This is a genomic window from Paenibacillus sp. DMB5 (assembly GCF_001517085.1).
Taxonomy (GTDB): domain Bacteria; phylum Bacillota; class Bacilli; order Paenibacillales; family Paenibacillaceae; genus Paenibacillus_AQ.
The window spans coordinates 207690-226240 of sequence record NZ_LRAC01000124.1; the positions used below are offsets into that span (position 1 = coordinate 207690).

18 protein-coding genes and 2 pseudogenes are annotated in these 18551 nt (G+C 51.6%); 16 read left to right on the forward strand and 4 right to left on the reverse strand.

The genetic code is table 11. The features are described from left to right. Positions 1-77 precede the first annotated feature (77 nt). A complete protein-coding gene (locus AWJ19_RS15740) occupies positions 78-536 on the reverse strand; it encodes a GXWXG domain-containing protein (protein ID WP_198536578.1) in 459 nt (152 codons plus the stop codon). 48 nt (positions 537-584) lie between these two features. Continuing rightward, positions 585-2342 carry an alpha-glycosidase gene (locus AWJ19_RS15745; RefSeq protein ID WP_068725075.1) on the reverse strand — a complete coding sequence of 586 codons (1758 nt, stop codon included), beginning with the start codon at positions 2340-2342 and terminating at the stop codon, positions 585-587. Positions 2343-2926: 584 nt separating this feature from the next. Here AWJ19_RS15745 and AWJ19_RS15750 point away from each other — a divergent pair. The 5 genes and pseudogenes from AWJ19_RS15750 (at position 2927) to AWJ19_RS34135 (ending at position 6926) form a co-directional block, all read left to right on the forward strand. Beyond that, entirely contained in the window at positions 2927-3745 is an 819-nt protein-coding gene (locus tag AWJ19_RS15750; protein WP_068725077.1) for a transporter substrate-binding domain-containing protein, read from the forward strand. A gap of 148 nt (positions 3746-3893) precedes the next feature. Further along, a pseudogene (locus tag AWJ19_RS15755) lies at positions 3894-4559 on the forward strand (amino acid ABC transporter permease); the annotation flags it as partial. Then, a complete protein-coding gene (locus tag AWJ19_RS15760; RefSeq protein ID WP_068725080.1) occupies positions 4546-5268 on the forward strand; it encodes an amino acid ABC transporter ATP-binding protein in 723 nt (240 codons plus the stop codon). The pseudogene AWJ19_RS15755 and the gene AWJ19_RS15760, both read left to right, overlap by 14 nt. Positions 5269-5397: 129 nt before the next feature. Further along, positions 5398-6702 (forward strand): Ppx/GppA phosphatase family protein, encoded by a 1305-nt coding sequence (locus AWJ19_RS15765; protein WP_157890020.1) that lies wholly within the window; start codon positions 5398-5400, stop codon positions 6700-6702. Continuing rightward, a complete protein-coding gene (locus AWJ19_RS34135) occupies positions 6678-6926 on the forward strand; it encodes a hypothetical protein (protein WP_082707918.1) in 249 nt (82 codons plus the stop codon). The genes AWJ19_RS15765 and AWJ19_RS34135 overlap by 25 nt, the downstream gene beginning before the upstream one ends. Here the strand turns inward: AWJ19_RS34135 and ppk1 are convergent. Further along, positions 6874-8988 (reverse strand): polyphosphate kinase 1, encoded by a 2115-nt coding sequence (gene ppk1, locus AWJ19_RS15770; protein WP_068725082.1) that lies wholly within the window; start codon positions 8986-8988, stop codon positions 6874-6876. The two genes, AWJ19_RS34135 and ppk1, sit on opposite strands and share 53 nt — an antisense overlap. A 337-nt stretch (positions 8989-9325) precedes the next feature. On the opposite strand from ppk1, the gene AWJ19_RS15775 reads away from it, so the two are divergent. Further along, positions 9326-10000, forward strand: coding sequence for a 3D domain-containing protein (locus AWJ19_RS15775; RefSeq protein WP_068725084.1), 675 nt, complete (start codon positions 9326-9328; stop codon positions 9998-10000). 65 nt (positions 10001-10065) lie between these two features. Here the strand turns inward: AWJ19_RS15775 and AWJ19_RS15780 are convergent, their stop codons facing one another. Beyond that, complete coding sequence (locus AWJ19_RS15780) at positions 10066-10950, reverse strand: polysaccharide deacetylase family protein (RefSeq protein WP_068725086.1); 885 nt, start codon at positions 10948-10950, stop codon at positions 10066-10068. Between the two features lie 194 nt (positions 10951-11144). Here AWJ19_RS15780 and AWJ19_RS15785 point away from each other — a divergent pair, with 194 nt between their 5' ends. From AWJ19_RS15785 to mobB, 10 genes and pseudogenes are all read left to right on the forward strand, one after another. Then, positions 11145-12185 carry an NADH:flavin oxidoreductase/NADH oxidase gene (locus tag AWJ19_RS15785; RefSeq protein WP_068725088.1) on the forward strand — a complete coding sequence of 347 codons (1041 nt, stop codon included), beginning with the start codon at positions 11145-11147 and terminating at the stop codon, positions 12183-12185. 86 nt (positions 12186-12271) lie between these two features. Continuing rightward, entirely contained in the window at positions 12272-12976 is a 705-nt protein-coding gene (locus tag AWJ19_RS15790) for a dihydroorotate dehydrogenase electron transfer subunit (protein ID WP_068725090.1), read from the forward strand. 4 nt (positions 12977-12980) lie between these two features. Next, complete coding sequence (locus AWJ19_RS15795) at positions 12981-13913, forward strand: dihydroorotate dehydrogenase (RefSeq protein ID WP_068725296.1); 933 nt, start codon at positions 12981-12983, stop codon at positions 13911-13913. Positions 13914-13976: 63 nt separating this feature from the next. Further along, positions 13977-14315, forward strand: coding sequence for a hypothetical protein (locus AWJ19_RS15800; RefSeq protein ID WP_068725091.1), 339 nt, complete (start codon positions 13977-13979; stop codon positions 14313-14315). A gap of 70 nt (positions 14316-14385) precedes the next feature. After that, positions 14386-15054 (forward strand): PspA/IM30 family protein, encoded by a 669-nt coding sequence (locus AWJ19_RS15805; RefSeq protein ID WP_068725093.1) that lies wholly within the window; start codon positions 14386-14388, stop codon positions 15052-15054. Between the two features lie 126 nt (positions 15055-15180). Then, positions 15181-15591, forward strand: coding sequence for a DUF350 domain-containing protein (locus tag AWJ19_RS15810; protein WP_068725298.1), 411 nt, complete (start codon positions 15181-15183; stop codon positions 15589-15591). Positions 15592-15647: 56 nt separating this feature from the next. Continuing rightward, positions 15648-16154 (forward strand): DUF4178 domain-containing protein, encoded by a 507-nt coding sequence (locus AWJ19_RS15815; protein WP_068725095.1) that lies wholly within the window; start codon positions 15648-15650, stop codon positions 16152-16154. A 34-nt stretch (positions 16155-16188) separates the two neighbouring features. Continuing rightward, positions 16189-16410 carry a hypothetical protein gene (locus AWJ19_RS15820; RefSeq protein ID WP_068725097.1) on the forward strand — a complete coding sequence of 74 codons (222 nt, stop codon included), beginning with the start codon at positions 16189-16191 and terminating at the stop codon, positions 16408-16410. Positions 16411-16551: 141 nt separating this feature from the next. After that, positions 16552-17837, forward strand: a pseudogene (gene glp, locus AWJ19_RS15825) (gephyrin-like molybdotransferase Glp). Positions 17838-17986: 149 nt separating this feature from the next. Beyond that, positions 17987-18517 (forward strand): molybdopterin-guanine dinucleotide biosynthesis protein B, encoded by a 531-nt coding sequence (mobB, locus tag AWJ19_RS15830; protein WP_068725300.1) that lies wholly within the window; start codon positions 17987-17989, stop codon positions 18515-18517. Positions 18518-18551 lie beyond the last annotated feature (34 nt).

Genomic DNA, 18551 nt, shown 5'->3' on the forward strand with positions numbered 1-18551 from the left:
CCTCCGCAAAATAAAAAAGAAACCCAGCTCATGCTGGTTTTTAAAATCCATCACGCCAAGCAGCGTATCCTCATCAATCAGAAATGGTCGATAATCGCCTTCTGGTCATAGACCATGGAGGCACTGAGCTTTTCCCGGTAGCCGATCATCCGCAGCCGGGCTTTGCTTGAACCGGTCCTGATTAGCGGTGAAACCAGCCTGAAGAGGGGGCTGACTATCCGCCGGGGGATAAGCTGAAAGGGCAGTGTTAGCGGGAGCAGCCCGGGATTCACGCAGAAGAGCCGGCCATTACGCTTTTCGAACAGGAGAGGATGTACAGTTTCAGCGTCCAAGAACTCTTTTCCGTACCAGCCGGTCAAGTGAAGCAGGCCATCCATAGGATGACCAGATGGAAGCTCGCTGCCGCGCCATCTGCCCCGCATCTGGTCCATCTCCACAATTTCGAGCAGATCGAACCAGGCGAAGGCTTCCGCCTGCGTCAGCTGCCCTTTTTGCAAGTATAGCTCCTGAAAATCGTTTGCACTAAACTGCGACACAACTTATCCCTCCGATAAAATAACACTACCCGCATGTGCATATGCGTTTCAGACCAGATACTGCTCCAGATTCCTGCATAGAATCCGGTAGCCGTACGGATCAAGTGAGATATGCATCATTCCTTCCTCAGGTGCGACTCTTTCACCGGTCAGCGCATCCTGCCAGTCGTCTGTCTCCATCGGATGGCTGAGCGTACGGGGAGCGGGGGAGTTATTCATCCATACTGTAAAATGGATTCTCTCGTCAGCCCGCTCGTACACAATGCAGGGATCGTTCTCACAGGCCAGCAGGATGCGGAAACGCCCTTCCCGCAGAGCTTTGTGCTGCTTGCGCAGAGCAATCATCATCCGGTAGAAATCATACAGCTCACGGTCCTGCTTGGCCTTGTCCCATTCCATACATTTGCGGCAGTCGGGATCTTCATGGCCGGTTAAGCCGATCTCATCGCCGTAGTAAATGCAGGGCGTCCCCATAAAGGTAAAAAGAAACACAACCGCAAGCTTCAGCCTCCGCTTATCTTCACCAACCACGGTCAGCAGGCGGGGAGTGTCGTGGCTGCCGAGAAGATTGAACACGACCTCGTTCGTTTGCTGAGGATAACGCATCAGCAGGCCGCCGATCCGGTGACCGAAGGTGATGCCGTCCATACCGCCGTTGAAAAATTCCAGCACGGTCCCGGAGAACGGATAATTCATGACAGAATCGAACTGGTCGCCCAGAAGCCACGTCAGGGAATCGCTCCATACCTCTCCTACGATATAAGCATCCGGGTTAGCCGCCTTGACCACCTTGCGGAAATCACGCCAGAAATGATGATCCACCTCATTGGCCACATCCAGCCGCCAGCCGTCGACCTTAATCTCCTTGATCCAGTATTCCGCTACCTCCAGCAGGTAGTTTTTGACCTCACGGTTAGCTGTATTGAATTTGGGCATATTGCCAAAAAAGCCGAAAGTGTCATAGGTAGGGATACCGTCGACAACCTCAGCGGGAAAGGAATTCATATGGAACCAGTCTTTGTACACGGAATATTCACCCTTTTCCAGCACGTCCTGAAACGGCGGGAACTGGTCACTGCAATGGTTGAATACAGCGTCCAGCATCACACGGATGCCGCGGCTGTGGCATTCTTCGACGACACGCTTCAGCAGCTCATTATCGCCGAAATGCGGGTCGACCCTTTTATAATCCACAATGTCATATTTATGATTGGAAGGGGAGACGAAGAGAGGCGTAAAATAGACCGCGTTGATCCCCAGCTCCTGCAGATCATCCAGATGATCCAGTACACCCTGCAGATCTCCGCCAAAAAAATTGCCAAGCTCCGGCTTTCCGCCCCAGGCTTCAGTGCCTTCAGGGTCGTTGTCCGGATCACCGTTGGCGAAACGCTCGGTCATAATCTGGTAGAAGACCGCATCCTTGGCCCATTTAGGCACCTGAAACAGGTCAATCTGATGTATATAAGGAAATTCATAAAAATGGGTGGGCGGCTGAGGACATTCCGGACGGATGCTGTTATCCAGCAGAAACACATTTTCCGAACCTTTGCTGACGCGGAAGGTGTAGCAGAGCCGCTTGTATTTTGGCCGGACGGCACATTCCCAGTAATCGAATTTGTCATCCGAGGCTGCCTTCTCCATCATAATTTCATAAAAGGTATGGTCCCAGTCATATTTGTCACCGGTGAGGGCTGTAACACAGTCCACATCGTCCCGTTTGGTGCGCACACGCAGATGTATAGTTTTTGTATCGTAAGCATAGGCCCACTTGTCACGGGGCACATGGTACATAGCTTCCAGCAGCATGATCGCACCTCCTAAAAGTTTTGTGAGCATAACCTGCCTGAGACCCTTCGTGCAAAACTTGCTTCGAAAGCATCAGCTTAGTTTTGTGAGCACAACCTGCCTGAGATCCTTCGTGCAAAACTTGCTTCGAAAGCATCAGCTTAGTTTTGTGAGCATAACCTGCCTGAGACCCATCGTCAAAACTTACTTCGAAAGCATCCGCTTAGTTTTGTGAGCATAAACCGTCCTGAGGCACTTTGTGCAAAACTGCACAAAAGCCGCTTTGCTAGCATACATTTAGTTTTGTGGGTATAAACGCCTAAGACACAACTGCTTGCGTCGCCAGCTTCAGGTAAATATTACCACCCTGAGCTTGGCTCTGAATCAGTCTGGTTATTTTGTGAACGGCTGGAGATAGTAGTAGTATACCCGTCTTTTCCTGCAATGTGCAAAAGCGCCGGGACTGTCAACAAACTGATAGCGTTTTCCTGTCAAAATACCTTTTGATGATAAAAAATGTCTTTGCATATTCATGCGCAGTGATTTATAATAAATCGGTCATGACAACCTAGATAACTTAATGAGAGAATAGGGGAGATATAAAGATGAAAAAATGGGGTAAACTTTCACTAGGAATGCTGCTTGCAGTTGGTCTTTTGGCAGGCTGCGGCAATAACAACGATAATGCTGCTTCAACAGATAACACTGCAGGCAACACCGGTGCTGCTGCTACCAAGACGCTGACACTGGGAACAAGTGCAGACTTCCCGCCTTACGAATTCCATAAAGTAATCGACGGTAAAGATACCATCGTAGGCTTTGATATTGACATTGCCAAGGATATTGCTGCCGATATGGGCGCAGAGCTTGTGATTAAGGATCTGCCATTTGACTCCCTGCTGAACGAGCTGTCCAGCGGCAGAGTGGATATGGTCATTTCCGGCCTTAGCCCGACCGAAGAACGCAAAAAGGCTGTTGATCTGTCCGATATCTACTACAAAGCCGAGCAGGCGGTAGTTGTACGTGAAGCAGACAAAGATAAATTTGCGACAATGGATTCCCTGAAAGGCGCCAAAATCGGTGTCCAGACCGGTTCTATCCAGGAAGAAATTGCCAAAGGTATTATAGGCGCACAGCTGACGTCCCTGGGCAAAATTTCTGAAATCGTCCTGCAGCTGAACTCCAACCGTGTTGACGCTTCTATTATGGAAGGTCCGGTAGCTAAATCCTTCGTGAAGAACGTGGAAGGTCTTGTAATTACCGATGCCAAGCCTGAAGTTGAGGATGATGGGTATGTAATCGGCGTGAAGAAGGGTAACACGGAGCTGCTTAACCAAGTAAATACTACCTTGACCCGCCTGAACTCCGAAGGTAAGATTGACGAGTATGTAGCGGCAGCAAGCGAGCTTGCTGAGAGCGAATAAGGTTTTGCCAAAAGATAGAACCTGCGGTGCGGCCATCATATCTGTATGGTATAGTCAGCCGCAGGGCAATGAATGCTCTTTAAGTAGAAAATAGCGGTAATACGCTGTTTTCTATTTTTTTGAAAAGGATAAGAAGAGGAGGTTTTGCCGTCAAATGAATATTTTTGATATGGCTTATGAATACCGCAATTTTTTCTTTGCAGGTCTGAAGTATACATTGCTGCTGGCAGTGCTCGGGGTGTTCTTCGGCTTCGTGCTGGGGATCATAGTCTCGCTGCTGCGCATGTCCAAATGGAGAATCCTGCGTTTTATCGCAACCGCCTGGGTTGAATTTTTACGCGGTACACCGATGCTGGTGCAGTTATTCCTGATCCATTACGGCTTGCCGGAATTCGGGCTGGAATTTACTCCGATCCAATCCGGGGCGATTACCCTTACGATCAACAGCTCGGCTTACCTGGCGGAGATCTTCCGCGCCGGTATTCAGGGTGTGGACCGCGGCCAGGTTGAAGCAGCGCGTTCACTCGGGATGAAGCAGGGCATGACCATGCGTTATATTGTCCTCCCGCAGGCACTCAAGAATGTGCTTCCGGCGATCGGGAATGAATTTATTACGATCATTAAAGAATCCTCCATCGTATCGATGATCGGAGTAGCGGATCTGCTCTTTCAGGCGAGAACCATTACGACGATTACCTATGAAGGCTTGACACCGCTGGTTGTCATTGCCGTGATGTATTTTGTATTGACCTTTACCTTGTCCAAGCTGCTGGGCATACTGGAACGGAGGCTGAACACCGATGATCACCGTTAAGAATTTGCAGAAGCATTTCGGCAAGCTGGAAATCCTGAAGGGGATTGACCTTGAAATCAAGAAGGGCGAGGTTGTCGTCGTGATCGGCCCCAGCGGATCGGGCAAAAGCACCTTCCTGCGCTGTCTGAACCTGCTTGAAGAGCCCACCGGCGGTGAGATCGCCTTTGAAGGCCAGTCGATCACGGATAAGAAGCACGATATCAATCAGACCCGTGAGAAAATGGGGATGGTGTTCCAGCAGTTCAACCTGTTTCCGCACATGTCGGTGCTGCAGAATATTACCCTTGCCCCGCTGAAGGTAAAGAAGCAGCAGGCTGCTGAAGCGGAGAAGATTGCCGTCGATCTGCTGCGCACCGTAGGGCTTGAAGACAAACGCGATGCGTATCCGGCCCAATTGTCCGGCGGACAGAAGCAGCGCATTGCCATTGCGCGGGCGCTGGCGATGCAGCCGCATGTGATGCTGTTCGATGAGCCTACCTCGGCACTTGACCCTGAAATGGTCGGAGAGGTGCTTGAGGTTATGAAGAAGCTGGCTGAGCAGGGGATGACCATGGTTATCGTGACGCATGAGATGGGCTTTGCACGCGAAGTAGGTGACCGCATCCTGTTCATGGACGGCGGATACATCGTTGAGCAGGGGACTCCGGCTGAAGTATTCGGCAATCCGCAGCATGCCCGGACCCAGGATTTCTTAAGCAAAGTGCTGTAATCATCCAAAAACGGCCTCCGGAGATGCTCCGGAAGCCGTTTTTATTTAAGTACATATAATTTTGGCGTCAGGGCAATTGGTGTTATAGTATAACAAATGGCCAATCAACTTGAAAAGGAGTACATACAGATGAGAGATGAACTTTGCCGGATTGGCATCATTGATATTGGTTCCAACTCCATCCGGCTCGTAATCTACGATACGACCCCGGAAGGCGGCTTCAAAATTATTAAAGAGTGTAAATACTCTGCGCGCCTGAGTGAGAAGATTACGAAGGAAGGCAGACTGGAGCGCAAGGATATGGATACGGTTATTCCGGTCCTGCGCCAGTTCAGGGAAATCTGCAGCGCCTTCGGTGTCGAGAAGATCCGTGCAGGAGCAACCGCAGCAATCCGCAATGCAGCCAACTCTGCCGAGATCATAGAATATCTGTCTTCAGCCTCTTCCATTACGATTGAGATCATTACCGGTTATCAGGAGGCCTATTTCGGATTCCTGGGAGTGATTAACGCCTCCGATGTACAGGACGGATTCGTGATTGATATAGGCGGTGGCAGCACGGAGGTTACCCTTTTCCGCGGACGCCGCTATCAGCATAGCATCTCCTTCCCGTTCGGCGCGGTCAACACAAATCTGCTGTTCAGCCATAACGGGAACTGGAACGCGGAGCAGGTCAAGAAGCTCCAGGCTTATGTGACCGGCAGGCTGGTCGAGCATGACTGGCTGGGAACGGGCGAAGGGCTGCCGCTATACGGCCTGGGTGGAACCCTCCGCTCCCTGGGCAAGCTTGACCAGAAAAACCGGGATTATTCGCTGCCGAATTCACACGGCTATACCTTGTCCGGTGAGACGATCAACCGGTTCATGGAAGTCCTGCCGGCCACGCCCTTTGAGAAGCGCAAGGAGCTGGACGGGCTGTCCAAGAGCCGCGCGGACATTATCGTTTCCGGGCTGATTATTTTCCATACGGTATATCACTATATTAAGGCAAGCCAGGCTGTAATCAGCGGGGAAGGGCTGCGTGAGGGCATGCTGCATGATCTGCTGCGGCCGGAGCAGCCGGTATGTGACAGTGCACTTGCATTCAGCCTGGACAGGATTATCCGCTTTGACATACACACCTCCAAGCAGCATCTCGATCATATCAACAAGCTGGCCCGGCGTTTATTCAGCGCCTTTGAGCTGGGCGGGGACAGGGCAGAGCAGGAGATGCTGATCTATGTCTCGGTCATGCTGCACCGCACAGGCTCCAACATTAATTACTACCAGTCCAAGCGGCATACCCGCTACTGGCTGATGAATTCGCCGATCCGCGGGCTGAGCCACCGCCAGCTGATACTGTGCGCCCTTATCGCCTCGTACAGCACAAAAAGCCGAAGCAGAAACTGTCCCAGGCGCATAAGGACATTTTGCTGGCTTCCGACGAAAATCTAATTCATAAGCTGGGTACGCTTGTACAGTTAAGCATTGCGCTGGATAGCACGGAGATCGGAATTATCCGCGATCTGAGCGTCCGCCTGCACGGCGGAACGCTAGATCTGGAGTTGCATGGTACGACAACAGTGCTTATCGGCCAGGAGGACATTGAGAACGCCCTGAAGGCGTTCAGGAATGCTTGGGCGGTGAAGATAAAGCTCGGCTACCTTTCCAACGGCTGACATCCATAGCGGCGAACTGGCTCCGGAACGGGGCCTTTTTGTCGTCTGGGCTTTCATAATAACCATTAGGCTGGAGGAAGCTTGCTTTTACGTTATCATTCAGTGACATTTCCAGAACCTTGACAATCTGCTTTCTGATGACACTGTCCTTCACAGGACACATCAGTTCAATCCGCCGGGTCAGGTTACGCGTCATCCAGTCTGCACTGGACAGGTACACCTCCGGCTTGCCGCCGTTCTCAAAATAGTAAATCCGGGAGTGCTCCAGGAACCGGTCAACGATACTGCGAACCGTGATCCGCTCGCTGAGCCCTTCTATACCGGGACGCAGACAGCAGACCCCGCGGACGATCAGATCGATGGATACCCCGCTTTGGGCTGCGCTGTACAGGTTGTCGATGACCTCCTGGTTGGACAGGGAGTTCATTTTGGCAATGATCCGTGCCGGGCGGCCGGCGGCCGCATGCTCAGCTTCGCGCAGAATCAGCTTCTGCAGCGACAGGCTCATATTGGTCGGTGCAACGATAAAGGCATTCCAGTTATAGTTCGCAGAATATCCGGTCATCTGGTTGAACAGCTCGGAAGCATCCAGCCCGATTTCATCATTCGCGGTGAACAGGCTGAGATCCGTATATGCCTTGGCTGTGCTGTCGTTGTAGTTGCCGGTGCCTACATGTACATAACGGCGGAGTTCGTTGCCTTCCTGGCGGACGATCAGCGTTACTTTGGCATGTGTTTTAAGACCGACAAGTCCATAAACCACGTGACAGCCGGATTGCTCCAGCTTGCGCGCCCAGGCGATGTTACGCTCCTCGTCAAACCGGGCTTTCAGCTCAACGACGACAGTGACCTGCTTGCCGGACTCGGCAGCATGGGCAAGTGCAGCAATCAGCGGGGAGTTGCCGCTTACGCGGTACAGCGTCATTTTGATAGCCATGACGGATTCATCCTCTGATGCCTGGGTAATGAAATCGACCATGGCGTCAAAAGATTCATAAGGATGGTATACGAGCACATCGCGTTCTCTGAGTACCTCAAAGAAATCCTCGTTCTCATCGAACTCCACTGGATAGTGCGGTTCAATCGGTGCGTCAAACAGGTAGTTGAAGCCCTTCAGACTGCCCGCAAAGCCCCGCAGGAATCCCAGATCAAGCGGCCCTTCAATCTCGAATACGAAATCCTCCAGTTCAAATTCAGCCTGCAGCTGCTCAAGTGCATAAGGGTGAATTCCTTTTTGTACTTCCAGCCGGGCAGGCACACCGCGGCGGCGTTTGCGCAGCTCCTTTTCAATTTCCTCCAGCAGATCCTCCGCACCTTCCTCATCAATAGTCAGGTCTGAATTGCGCGTCAGGCGGAATTCGTTAACAGCGACAGGCTCATAGCCGCTGAACAAGGTCTGGATATGATGGCGGATCACGTCTTCAATGAACACGAACTGCCGTTTTTTGCTGTTGGAGCGGTGGGGAAGTGGAATACATCTTGGCAGGTTGGACGGAATTTGCAGAATAGCAAAATAAGGCTCTTCTTCCTGCGTGTTCTTGCGGGTCAGCACGACAGCAAGATAGATAAACTGGCTGTGCACTAGCGGAAACGGTCGGCTCTGGTCAACGGCCATCGGCGTAAGCACCGGGAAGATAATATCGCGGTAATATTCCTCTACGGATTGCTCCTGCGCATGGGTGAGGTCTTCATAATTGACGAATACAATGCCTTCCTTGTGCAGATTCCGGGACAGGTCGCGGAAGGTGCGGTACTGGTCGGCGATAATTTTGGTGACACGTTTGATCAGACGTTTGTATAAGCCTGAAGGCGTATAGCCTGTAAAATCCTTTTTGGTGTAGCCTGCTCTGATCTGATCCTGGATTCCCGCAACACGGACACTGATGAATTCATCGAGGTTGCTGGACACGATCGCCAGAAATTTAGCCCGTTCCATCAGCGGATTCTCGGGATCCTGCGCCTCCTGCAGCACCCGGCGGTTGAATTCAATCCAGCTGAGATCACGGTTAAGATATGCGGTAGCAGGGCTGTTGTGGATGTTTTTTTTGTCTTCTGTACTCACGTTGATTGACCCTCCAAGTATGCTTCAATGTCTAAATGGTCTAAATTTATTACCTATTCTATTATTCTACTATCTGCCAAAGCTAGAAATGTTAACTCTGTGTAAAATTTTTGCCGGCGTCATGCGGGCTTTCGTTTTTTTTTGGCGCTGTAAACGTAATTCTAACAGAATGGTAACATTTTCTTAGGCATAGGTTACAAAATTGTGATATATTCGATACTGTCATTTAACAAAATACTGCATCTTAGCTGCCAGGCAAAAAAGGTAACTAGGTCCAGAATTATTTCGGTGTGAGAACGGTAAATTCCTGCACACCCCCTTATTGAAGGAGGAACACATGAAGAACAAATCCAAAGCTTTCGCCATTTTTGCCGCCGCTCTCGGGATCAGCACAATGCTACATACAGCCCCTGTTCAGGCAGACAGCGTACATATTGCAGGCGCAACTACAACTTATTATACTCTATCTAACTATTATGGCATAAACATCAATGAAATTATGGATGCCAATCCGGATGTAGCTGCGGGTAATATTTATCCCGGCCTGAGCCTCACCATCCCCGGTATTACAGCACCCAAGGATACAGTCTCGATGAAAGCATCCGCCGTCTCCGAGGCTTCCATTATCACAGCCAGCCTGAACGTTGAGTCTGCTTCAAATACTGTAGAGGCATGGGGCAAGGCATTCAGCTATGAAAAAGTGATCCAGGTCAAAGCCTCCGCCTATTCGTCTGCGGCAAGCGAGAATGGTGTATGGGGCGCCGTCGATTATTTCGGTAATCCGCTGAAGCTCGGAACCATAGCTGTTGATCCGAGCGTCATCCCGCTTGGCACCAAGGTTCTGGTGACCGGCCACTCACACCCGGGGCTGCCCAAGATGGCCTTCCTGGCCACGGCAACGGATACAGGCAGCGCCATAAAGGGCAACCGGATCGATATATTTATACCGGGCAGCCAGAGCTCAGTAGCAGAATTCGGATATCAGTATGTAAACCTGTTTATCATTGACTAGACCAGCAGTATATATCCTCTCTGAAACAAAACGGATACCGACCTGTAAAGGAAGGTATCCGTTTTTTATTTGTTTTTAGACACCTGCAGCATATGAGGCACAGTAACGAAGATATAGCCTCTTTTGCGCATGATGGTAATCACCTCGGGCAGTGCCTGGATCGTGCCCTGCAGATTGCTGCCTTTACCTCCGCCTCCGTGCTGAAGAATAATGGCCCCTTTGCCAGCGTGCGCCACAATATTGTTTCTGACCTGTGACTTGGGCAGACTGCGCCAGTCCAGAGAATCTACATTCCAGTTAACCAGTTTGTAGCCGCGTGACTTGGCCCATTTAAGCTGCGCCTCGCTGATATCCCCGTAAGGAGGCCGGATCAGGCGCGGCTTGTAACCGGCGAGTGCCGAGATGATATTTTCAGTACGGATGATCTGGGTGCGGAATTCATTCATGCCCAGCTTGCCGAATTCCGGATGGTTGTAGGAGTGATTACCGATAACATGGCCTTCGCGGATAATCCGGCTAACAAGCTCAGGATGCTTCTCAGCCCTGCTGCCGACGACGAAGAATGTAGCCTTGACCTGATATTTGCGGAGAACATCCAGCAGCTGCGGAGTGAACCTCGGGTCAGGCACATCATCGAAGGTCAGCGCAATCATTCGGGTTCTCGGCCCTTGTGTGAGGATGGTCTCCGGATATTTGCGGATCAGCTGGCTAAGGGTCAGGCTCTTGTTGCTCTTACTGCGCTTGTTGCGCCGGGCTGCGGCCTGGAGCGCAGAGCCGGCGGGGACGGACTGCTCCGGTTTTTCTTTCATTTCCTGCTGTTGTCCGGTGCCGGGCGCCTGTGCTAATAAAACTCCGGAAGCTGCTGCAGGCGGGAGAGAGCCTTGAGCAACAGCCCAGATCAGCAGACAGAGCAGAATATATAATTTTCTGTACCTAAGCAGATGCTCCATGCCGCATTGCCTCCTTATAAAACAGCCTTCAGCCAATGACTGGTTCTCTTGTTATCCCCCGCCCGCAGCGGATTTATGCCGGGCTTCTGTCCGGCGGACAAAATTACAACACCTTCAAAAATCCGTGTATACTAAGCTTATTCGGGAGACTAACCCGGGCAACAAACATAGCTCAGTGAAAGAAGGGGACGGAAATGTCTGAATTGTTTACGCCATATGAAATTAAAGCGCTGGTTTTGAAAAACCGGGTAGTCATGCCGCCGATGTGCCAATATGCAGTTGTACAGGAAGACGGCGTGCCGGGTGACTGGCATTTCGTACATTATGTCAGCCGGGCGGTCGGCGGTACCGGCTTCATTATTGTAGAGATGAGCGGCGTACATCCGGATGGGCGGATCACCAATAAAGATACGGGAATCTGGGACGACGGGCAGATCGAGGCTTACCGCAGAATAACAGATACTGTACATGCCTATGGAGCCAAGATTGCGATTCAGCTGGGTCATGCGGGACGCAAAGCGCTTGATGCCAATCCGCCTGTTGCCCCTTCGGCCATTCCGTTTGATGAACGCTCCAAAACGCCGCAGGCACTGAGTGCAGAAGGCATCGCTGAGATGATTAATGCTTACCGTGAGGGAGCAAGAAGGGCAGTGGAGGCCGGCTTTGATACGGTAGAGCTGCATGGTGCGCACGGTTATCTGATTCACCAGTTCCACTCGCCGCTTACAAATATCAGAGATGATGAATACGGGGCGGACCCGATCCTGTTCGGTGAACAGGTGGTGCAGGCTGTTAAGGAAGTCCTTCCTCCTGAGATGCCGCTGATCATGCGGGTATCGGCCAGGGAATATGTGGCAGGGGGTTACGATGAATCCTATGCGCTGGAATTTTGCCGCCGTTACAAGGCTGCCGGAGTGGACATGTTCCATGTCTCCTCGGGCGGCGAAGGGCCGATTGGTTCGGGCGGGGTCCCTAACGCCGGACCAGGTTATCAGGTTGACCTTGCAGAGCATATCCGCAGCGGGCTTCAGATACCGGTAATTGCAGTCGGCAAGCTGGATGATTACAAGGAAGCACAGGCTGTTATTGAGGAGAAAAAGGCAGAGCTGGTAGCTATTGGCCGAGGAATGCTCAGTGATCCTTACTGGACGCTGCATGCTGAGGAGGCGCTTGGCGGTGTAGATAAAGCAAATGTGCCGGTACCTTATGAACGCGGTGTGTGGAAAAGAAAATAGATCGTTAATATTGTGAAGTATGTCACAGATTTTAAGCTCCTTCTAAGGCATGGTTAATAAGATAAAATTTGAAGGAGCTTGATAACGTGGCGACGGTAATAAGTAACGAGCGGCTGGCTAATGGAGTGTACCACCTTCGGGTGGAGGGAGATTACGGCGGTAAAATGGGTCAATTCTACATGTTGCGGGCATGGGGAGCCTATCCGCTGCTGTCAAGGCCCCTTAGCATACATCAAGTGAACGATGATGGTGTGGAATTTCTGTACCACGTTGTAGGTGAGGGGACCGAGATTTTTGCGGAGCTGAACCCGGGAGATAAGGTTCAGCTGGAAGGACCCTTCGGCAACGGATTCCCTGAAGTGGAGGGGAAGATTGCCCTGATCGGCGGGGGGATCGGAATTGCACCGCTGTATTATTGCGCCCGGCAGCTTCCCGACAGTGATGTATATCTGGGCTTCAGCAGAGAGGCCTTCCGGACAGAAGCCTTCCGGCCGCTCGCGGCAGAGCTTACCGTTGATGTCGGCGGACTGATTCTCGATAGCGTGGATTTTAACAGCTATGACCATATTTTTGTCTGCGGCCCGCAGCCGATGCTGAAGGCGGCACAGATGAAGGGGGCCGCAGCGGGGACAGCTGGCAGACGTCCTAATGTCTACCTCTCACTGGAAAACCGGATGGCCTGCGGTATCGGCGCCTGTCTGGTCTGCAGTGTGTCCTGTCTTGACGGCCAGCGCAAAGCCTGCGCTGACGGCCCTGTATTCCTTGCCGAGGAGGTTGTTTTCCATGATTAATACTATGGTTAATACTACAGCGACAATCGCTGGCGTTCATTTCAAGAACCCGGTCGTAATGGCTTCGGGTACGTTCGGCTTCGGCAAGGAATATGGCAAGCTGTATGATGTTTCCATGCTGGGCGGCATTTCCGGCAAAGGCCTTACACTGCAGGCCAAGGCCGGAAATCCGGGAATCCGCGTCTACGAGACCCCTTCCGGGCTGCTGAACAGCGTCGGACTGGAGAATCCGGGTGTGGAGGCATTTCTGAGTAAGGAGCTGCCTTACTGGGAGACCCTGGATACAGCACGTATCGTGAACCTGGGCGGAAATACCCTGCCGGATTATGTACTGGGTGCAGAGCTGATCCAGCGTGATGCCGATGAGCGGGCGCAGGCGGGCAAGCAGGCCGTTGATATGATTGAACTCAATATCTCATGCCCTAACGTCAAAGAAGGCGGTATCGCCTTCGGGGTCAAGACACCAGCCGCGAGGGAGGTTGTGCGGGCTGTGAGGGCTGCCACCCGTCTGCCGCTGGCCGTGAAGCTGTCCCCGAATGCCGAGGATATCGCGGAGATGGCGGAGATGTGCGAGGCCGAAGGTGCGGATGCCGTGTCGCTGATTAACACGATCTCCGGTATGAAGATTGACGTCCGCCGCCGACGCAGCGTCTTCAATAACCTGTATGCCGGCCTGTCCGGACCGGCTATCAAGCCGGTGGCACTGCGCATGGTGCACCAGGTAGCACACCGTGTCTCCATCCCTGTGATCGGAATGGGCGGAATTACCTCCGCCACGGATATTATTGAATTTATAATGGCTGGTGCAACAGTTGTCCAGGTAGGTACCTACAATTTCATGAACATGCGGGCCGGCAGTACGCTGGTTGAAGAGCTGCACCAGTTCATGCTGGAGGAGAGTATCACATCACTTGATGAGATACGCGGAATTGTCTAGAATTCTTGCCCTACTGAGATACTGGTATGTACCGGGGTTAATATAAGGTAGGGAGGGATCAGTTTGTCTTTGGAAGATGCGGGATTTGAGGATATTGAGCTGTCAGCTACGGATGTCGGTAATGATCTGCTGCTGCTCATTACCGGCGGTGTCCGTCATATCGGTGCTTCAAGCACAGCCTATCTTGACGGCGGAACTGTCCGTGCATCGACAACGGCAGTTCCCCACCATAAGGAGCATACGATCAGCGAGAATATTGCACTCAGAGCCGCGGCTGCATTAAACCGGACGGTTACAGTGGTAATGGGTATCCATTATGACAATCTGAGTAAAGAAGGTATAATGCAGGTTGTCAGAATTGTTAATAATAAAGTGGATCAATATTTAGCAGAGCAAAAATGAAACGATATCTGCACTCCCTGCGTATAAGTTACCAAATGAGCAGTTAACTTTTATTTTGGAGGAATGAACCATGTCTATTTTTAAAAGATTGCGTGATTTGACCATGTCCAACGTTAATGCAATTATTGACAAGGCTGAAGACCCGATCAAGATGACCGATCAATATATCCGTGACATGACCGAGGATCTGGAGGATGCCGAGAAGGCTGTAGCCGCCCAGATTGCCATTGAGAAGAAATTCAAGCAGCTGTATGAAGAGCAGGAGGCGCTTGTAGCCAAGCGTAACCAGCAGGCCCACACTGCCGCACAGGCCGGTAACGTTGATCTGGCCCGCAGAGCGCTGGAAGAGAAGAAATCTGCCGAAGCCAAGCTGGTTGAATACAAAACAAGCTTTGACCAGAACAAGGCATCTGCTGATAATCTGCGTGCCAAGCTGGATGAAATGCGCAAGCAGCTTACCCAGATGAAGAACAAGCGGGAGACGCTTGTTGCCCGTTACAACGCTGCTAAGGCACAGACTGAGATCAACAAAGCAATGAGCGGATTCAGCTCCGATTCGGCGTCAGCCGGTCTGAAGCGCATGGAGGAGAAGATGCTCGCCGCAGAAGCACAGGCTGAAGCCAGCAACGAAATGAACTCCGGCAACAAATCGCTGGACGACGAATTCGAGAAGCTTGGCAAAGATCAGGCTGTTGAAGATGAATTAGCAGCACTGATGAAGCAGTACGACAAGCAGTAATATAGCAGAGTTCACCGGTTTCTTGGCCGGTGCCTACAGGCGGAGGAGAGACTGAAGCGTTTCTCCTTCGCCTTATCTATGCTTATTGTACCGGTCAGGAAAAATGAACAAGCGGGGGCTAAAGGAATGGATTTCCATACTCTGGTATCCATGGTTGTATGGACGGTGAGCGGCGCAGTGCTGCTGTTTGCACTGATGTTCGTGGATTCGCTGTTTACCCGTTATAACGATCTGGAGGAGTTAAAGGCAGGCAACATGGCGGTGACAGCCCGTTTTCTGCTCAAACTGCTGGCACAGGGCTATATCCTGTCGTGTTCCATTGCATCTTCAAGCAGTCTGGGAGACGCACTCGTCGTATCCATCGTCTCATTCTGGCTGCTGTTTATAGTAGAGAAGTCTGTGGAGCTGCTGCTTGGCAGATGGGGCAAAATTGATCTGGATCATGGAACCCGGCTTGGCAAAATCGGCTACGGTCTGCTGGCGGGCTCCCTGCATCTGAACGGGGCTCTGATTATCGCCGCATTTATCCGGGGATAAGCGGACGGGTCAACGATGGAAGGTACTAATATCTTTTTCAAAAGGAATGATGGATTGTGAGCATCTGGAAAAGAATCGGCAATATCTTCTCCAAGCCTCCGGCACCGCAAGCACCCAAAAGTATGCTGAATCTTGCGCCCGGGGATATCTGCGAGGTTTCATTGGTTACCTACGAGGTAACCGGACGGACGATGACCAGCGGACGGAATGCAGTCGTTCTGACGCTGCGCGACGGCAGCCGGATCGCATATCTGCATGTGGAGGAGAGAGAGCAGCTGCAATATGCGCTTTACGAGCCTATAGATGGGCGTCTGGACAATCCGGCTGAGGTGCCGGCAACCCTGGAGCTGGATGATTATACCTTTTACCTGGAGGAAGAATACGAGGGCTATGCTGCAGTTACAGGCCAGACTCCTTATATGAACGGGGGAACCCAGCATGTCTGGCAGTACCAGTCTGATAATTACCGGCTGCTGAGGGTGGAGTGGCAGAACGGACGGTTTATGCTGTACGAAGGGGAAAAGATTATTCCGGGCGATGTCCGGGTCATCCGGGCGACTTAAGAATCACTCACTTATACCTAAGGAGGCATTTAATATGGCTGAAGGCAAGAGCAAGCTGGATGAGCTCAAAATTTTCGCCAAAAATGTGTTTAAAGGGGCAACGGTTAATTCGATTTTCGATCCGGACATGACAGAAAAGAAAGTTCAGGAGACGCCTGAATTCACTGCTAAACAAATTCTGAACCATTACAGGGGAAAAGAGAAGCTGACGCAGGAGCAGTTCGAACAGCTCAAACGGTCTGCAAAGTATATGTGAATATAAAGAATAGGATGCCTGTGCGGCTCAGCGCAGGCGTCCTTTTTTTGCATTTTATATGCTTTATGACAGCAAATTTAACTTTACAGCGCCCCATGTTACTATAGTGTAAGTAAATCATCATGGTTAACGGAGGTATACATGGACAGACATCGCGATAAGGCAGATCAGAAATTCCAGCGCAAAGCGCTGCAGGTACAGGAAGCTCAGTCACGGGTTATGGAATATGCCAAGCCGCTTGGTACTGAAGAGGTGCCGCTAAGCCAATGCTGCGGACGTGTTCTGGCGGAGCAGCTCCGTGCACCGCATCCGTTTCCGGCGTTCAACCGTTCAGGGATGGATGGTTATGCGCTTAGGGCAGCGGACACTTTGTCCTGTAATGCCGGGGAGCCAGTATGGCTGGAGGTAATAGACAATATTCCGTGCGGAGCAGTAGCATCTGCGGAGATAAAGGAAGGAACGGCAGCGCGGATCATGACCGGGGCACAGGTACCCCAGGGTGCAGATACTGTAGTCATGATCGAAATCACGGAATCCAGAGAGTATGACGGGAAAACCTATGTGGGCCTCCGTAAGCCGCAGCAGCCGGGCAGCAACATTACCCCGGTTGGCTTTGAATTACAGGAAGGTGAGCTAGTCCTGCCGGCCGGACGAACCATTGCTGCAGGCGATATTGCCGTACTGGCCGCATTCGGGTTCCCGGTGGTAAAGGTGCAACGGCGGCCGAAGGTTGCTGTTTTTGCCACCGGGACAGAGCTGCTGGAGATCGATGAACCGCTGCAGCCGGGAAAAATCCGCAACAGCAATTCCCCGATGCTAGAAGCGCTGGTAAGAGAAGCCGGTGGAGAGGCGGTAATGCTGGGCACGATTGCTGATGATCTGGAGCTGGCCCGCAGCAGGGTGCAGATGGCACTGGAGAACTATGATTTGGTGATTACGACCGGAGGAGTCTCAGTCGGTGATTACGATATTATGGGGGATCTGGTCCGGGAAAAAAGCGGGGAAATGCTGTTCAACAAGGTTACGATGCGTCCGGGAAGCGTCACTACGGCTGCTGTACGCGGTGCAAGCTGCTGCTTGCATTGTCGGGTAATCCCGGAGCCAGCTTTGTAGGCTTCCACCTGTTTGCCCGGCCGGTCATTTCGCTGATGCTGGGAGCGGATCAGCCGTTACTGCCGGAAATGAGCGCTTTTATGGGTACGGACTATAGCAGGGTTAATAACTATACCCGGTTTGTACGCGCCAGACTGGTCATCCGAGACGGGATGATCCATGCCTATCCAGCGGTAATTGATGAATCCTCCGTCATGGTAACCATTAAGGACAGTGACTGTCTGATTGTTGTTCCGCCGGAAGCACGCGGATTAAAAACCGGGGACAAGGTGAAGGTGCTGAAGCTGCCGGGCGAACTGCGCGGGCAGGAATGAGAGGGGGAAGGTTGATGCGCCACTTGAATAACAGCACCGGGAGAGGAAGGCTGCGTCTGCAGAAGAGCTCTAGTCGGCGCGTCTCCGGAGTGCAGAGAAGGAGTATAAGTCCGACTGCAACTCCGGGAAGCGACAACGACCGGGCCGCATTGAGTAAACCGGCTGTCTGCCAGATCGTCGGCTATAAGAACAGCGGCAAAACATCACTGGTCTGTGCGCTTATCCCTTTACTCAAGCAGGGAGGGAAGTGCGTGGCAGTTATTAAGCATGACGGGCATGAATACGACATGGACCATCCCGGGACCGATACATGGAAACAGCGTCAGGCCGGCGCCATGGCGGTTGCCATTACAAGTCCGGCACGAACGTCTATTATTGAAGAACGGGGCAGCAGCTTATCCGAGCTGATTAGGGGTTTTTCCGGTTACGATTACGTTCTTGTTGAAGGATTCAAGCAAGAAGCTTACCCGAAAATTGTGCTGATCAGAAGGCCGGAGGATCTTGAATTACTGCAAAAAACGCGAAATATTGCAGCAATTGCTGCATGGGAACAAATGATCCCATATATCCATTCGCTAGTTCCGGGAAAGCAGGCACAGGTTTTTCAAATCAACGATACCGCAGGAATGGCCAACCTTTTACACCAACAACGATCTAATTTTCAAAATTTCAACATATGAAAAATTCACAATAGAATGCTATTAAATCATAGAC

What these genes read in the sequence shown, in the direction of transcription:
- AWJ19_RS15745 (WP_068725075.1), bottom strand. Translation starts at nt 2,342, where the DNA reads ATGCTGCTGGAAGCTATGTACCATGTGCCCCGTGACAAGTGGGCCTAT.
- AWJ19_RS15750 (WP_068725077.1), top strand. Translation starts at nt 2,927, where the DNA reads ATGAAAAAATGGGGTAAACTTTCACTAGGAATGCTGCTTGCAGTTGGT.
- AWJ19_RS15760 (WP_068725080.1), top strand. Translation starts at nt 4,546, where the DNA reads ATGATCACCGTTAAGAATTTGCAGAAGCATTTCGGCAAGCTGGAAATC.
- AWJ19_RS15765 (WP_157890020.1), top strand. Translation starts at nt 5,398, where the DNA reads ATGAGAGATGAACTTTGCCGGATTGGCATCATTGATATTGGTTCCAAC.
- AWJ19_RS15775 (WP_068725084.1), top strand. Translation starts at nt 9,326, where the DNA reads ATGAAGAACAAATCCAAAGCTTTCGCCATTTTTGCCGCCGCTCTCGGG.
- AWJ19_RS15780 (WP_068725086.1), bottom strand. Translation starts at nt 10,950, where the DNA reads ATGGAGCATCTGCTTAGGTACAGAAAATTATATATTCTGCTCTGTCTG.
- AWJ19_RS15785 (WP_068725088.1), top strand. Translation starts at nt 11,145, where the DNA reads ATGTCTGAATTGTTTACGCCATATGAAATTAAAGCGCTGGTTTTGAAA.
- AWJ19_RS15795 (WP_068725296.1), top strand. Translation starts at nt 12,981, where the DNA reads ATGGTTAATACTACAGCGACAATCGCTGGCGTTCATTTCAAGAACCCG.
- AWJ19_RS15805 (WP_068725093.1), top strand. Translation starts at nt 14,386, where the DNA reads ATGTCTATTTTTAAAAGATTGCGTGATTTGACCATGTCCAACGTTAAT.
- AWJ19_RS15810 (WP_068725298.1), top strand. Translation starts at nt 15,181, where the DNA reads ATGGATTTCCATACTCTGGTATCCATGGTTGTATGGACGGTGAGCGGC.
- AWJ19_RS15820 (WP_068725097.1), top strand. Translation starts at nt 16,189, where the DNA reads ATGGCTGAAGGCAAGAGCAAGCTGGATGAGCTCAAAATTTTCGCCAAA.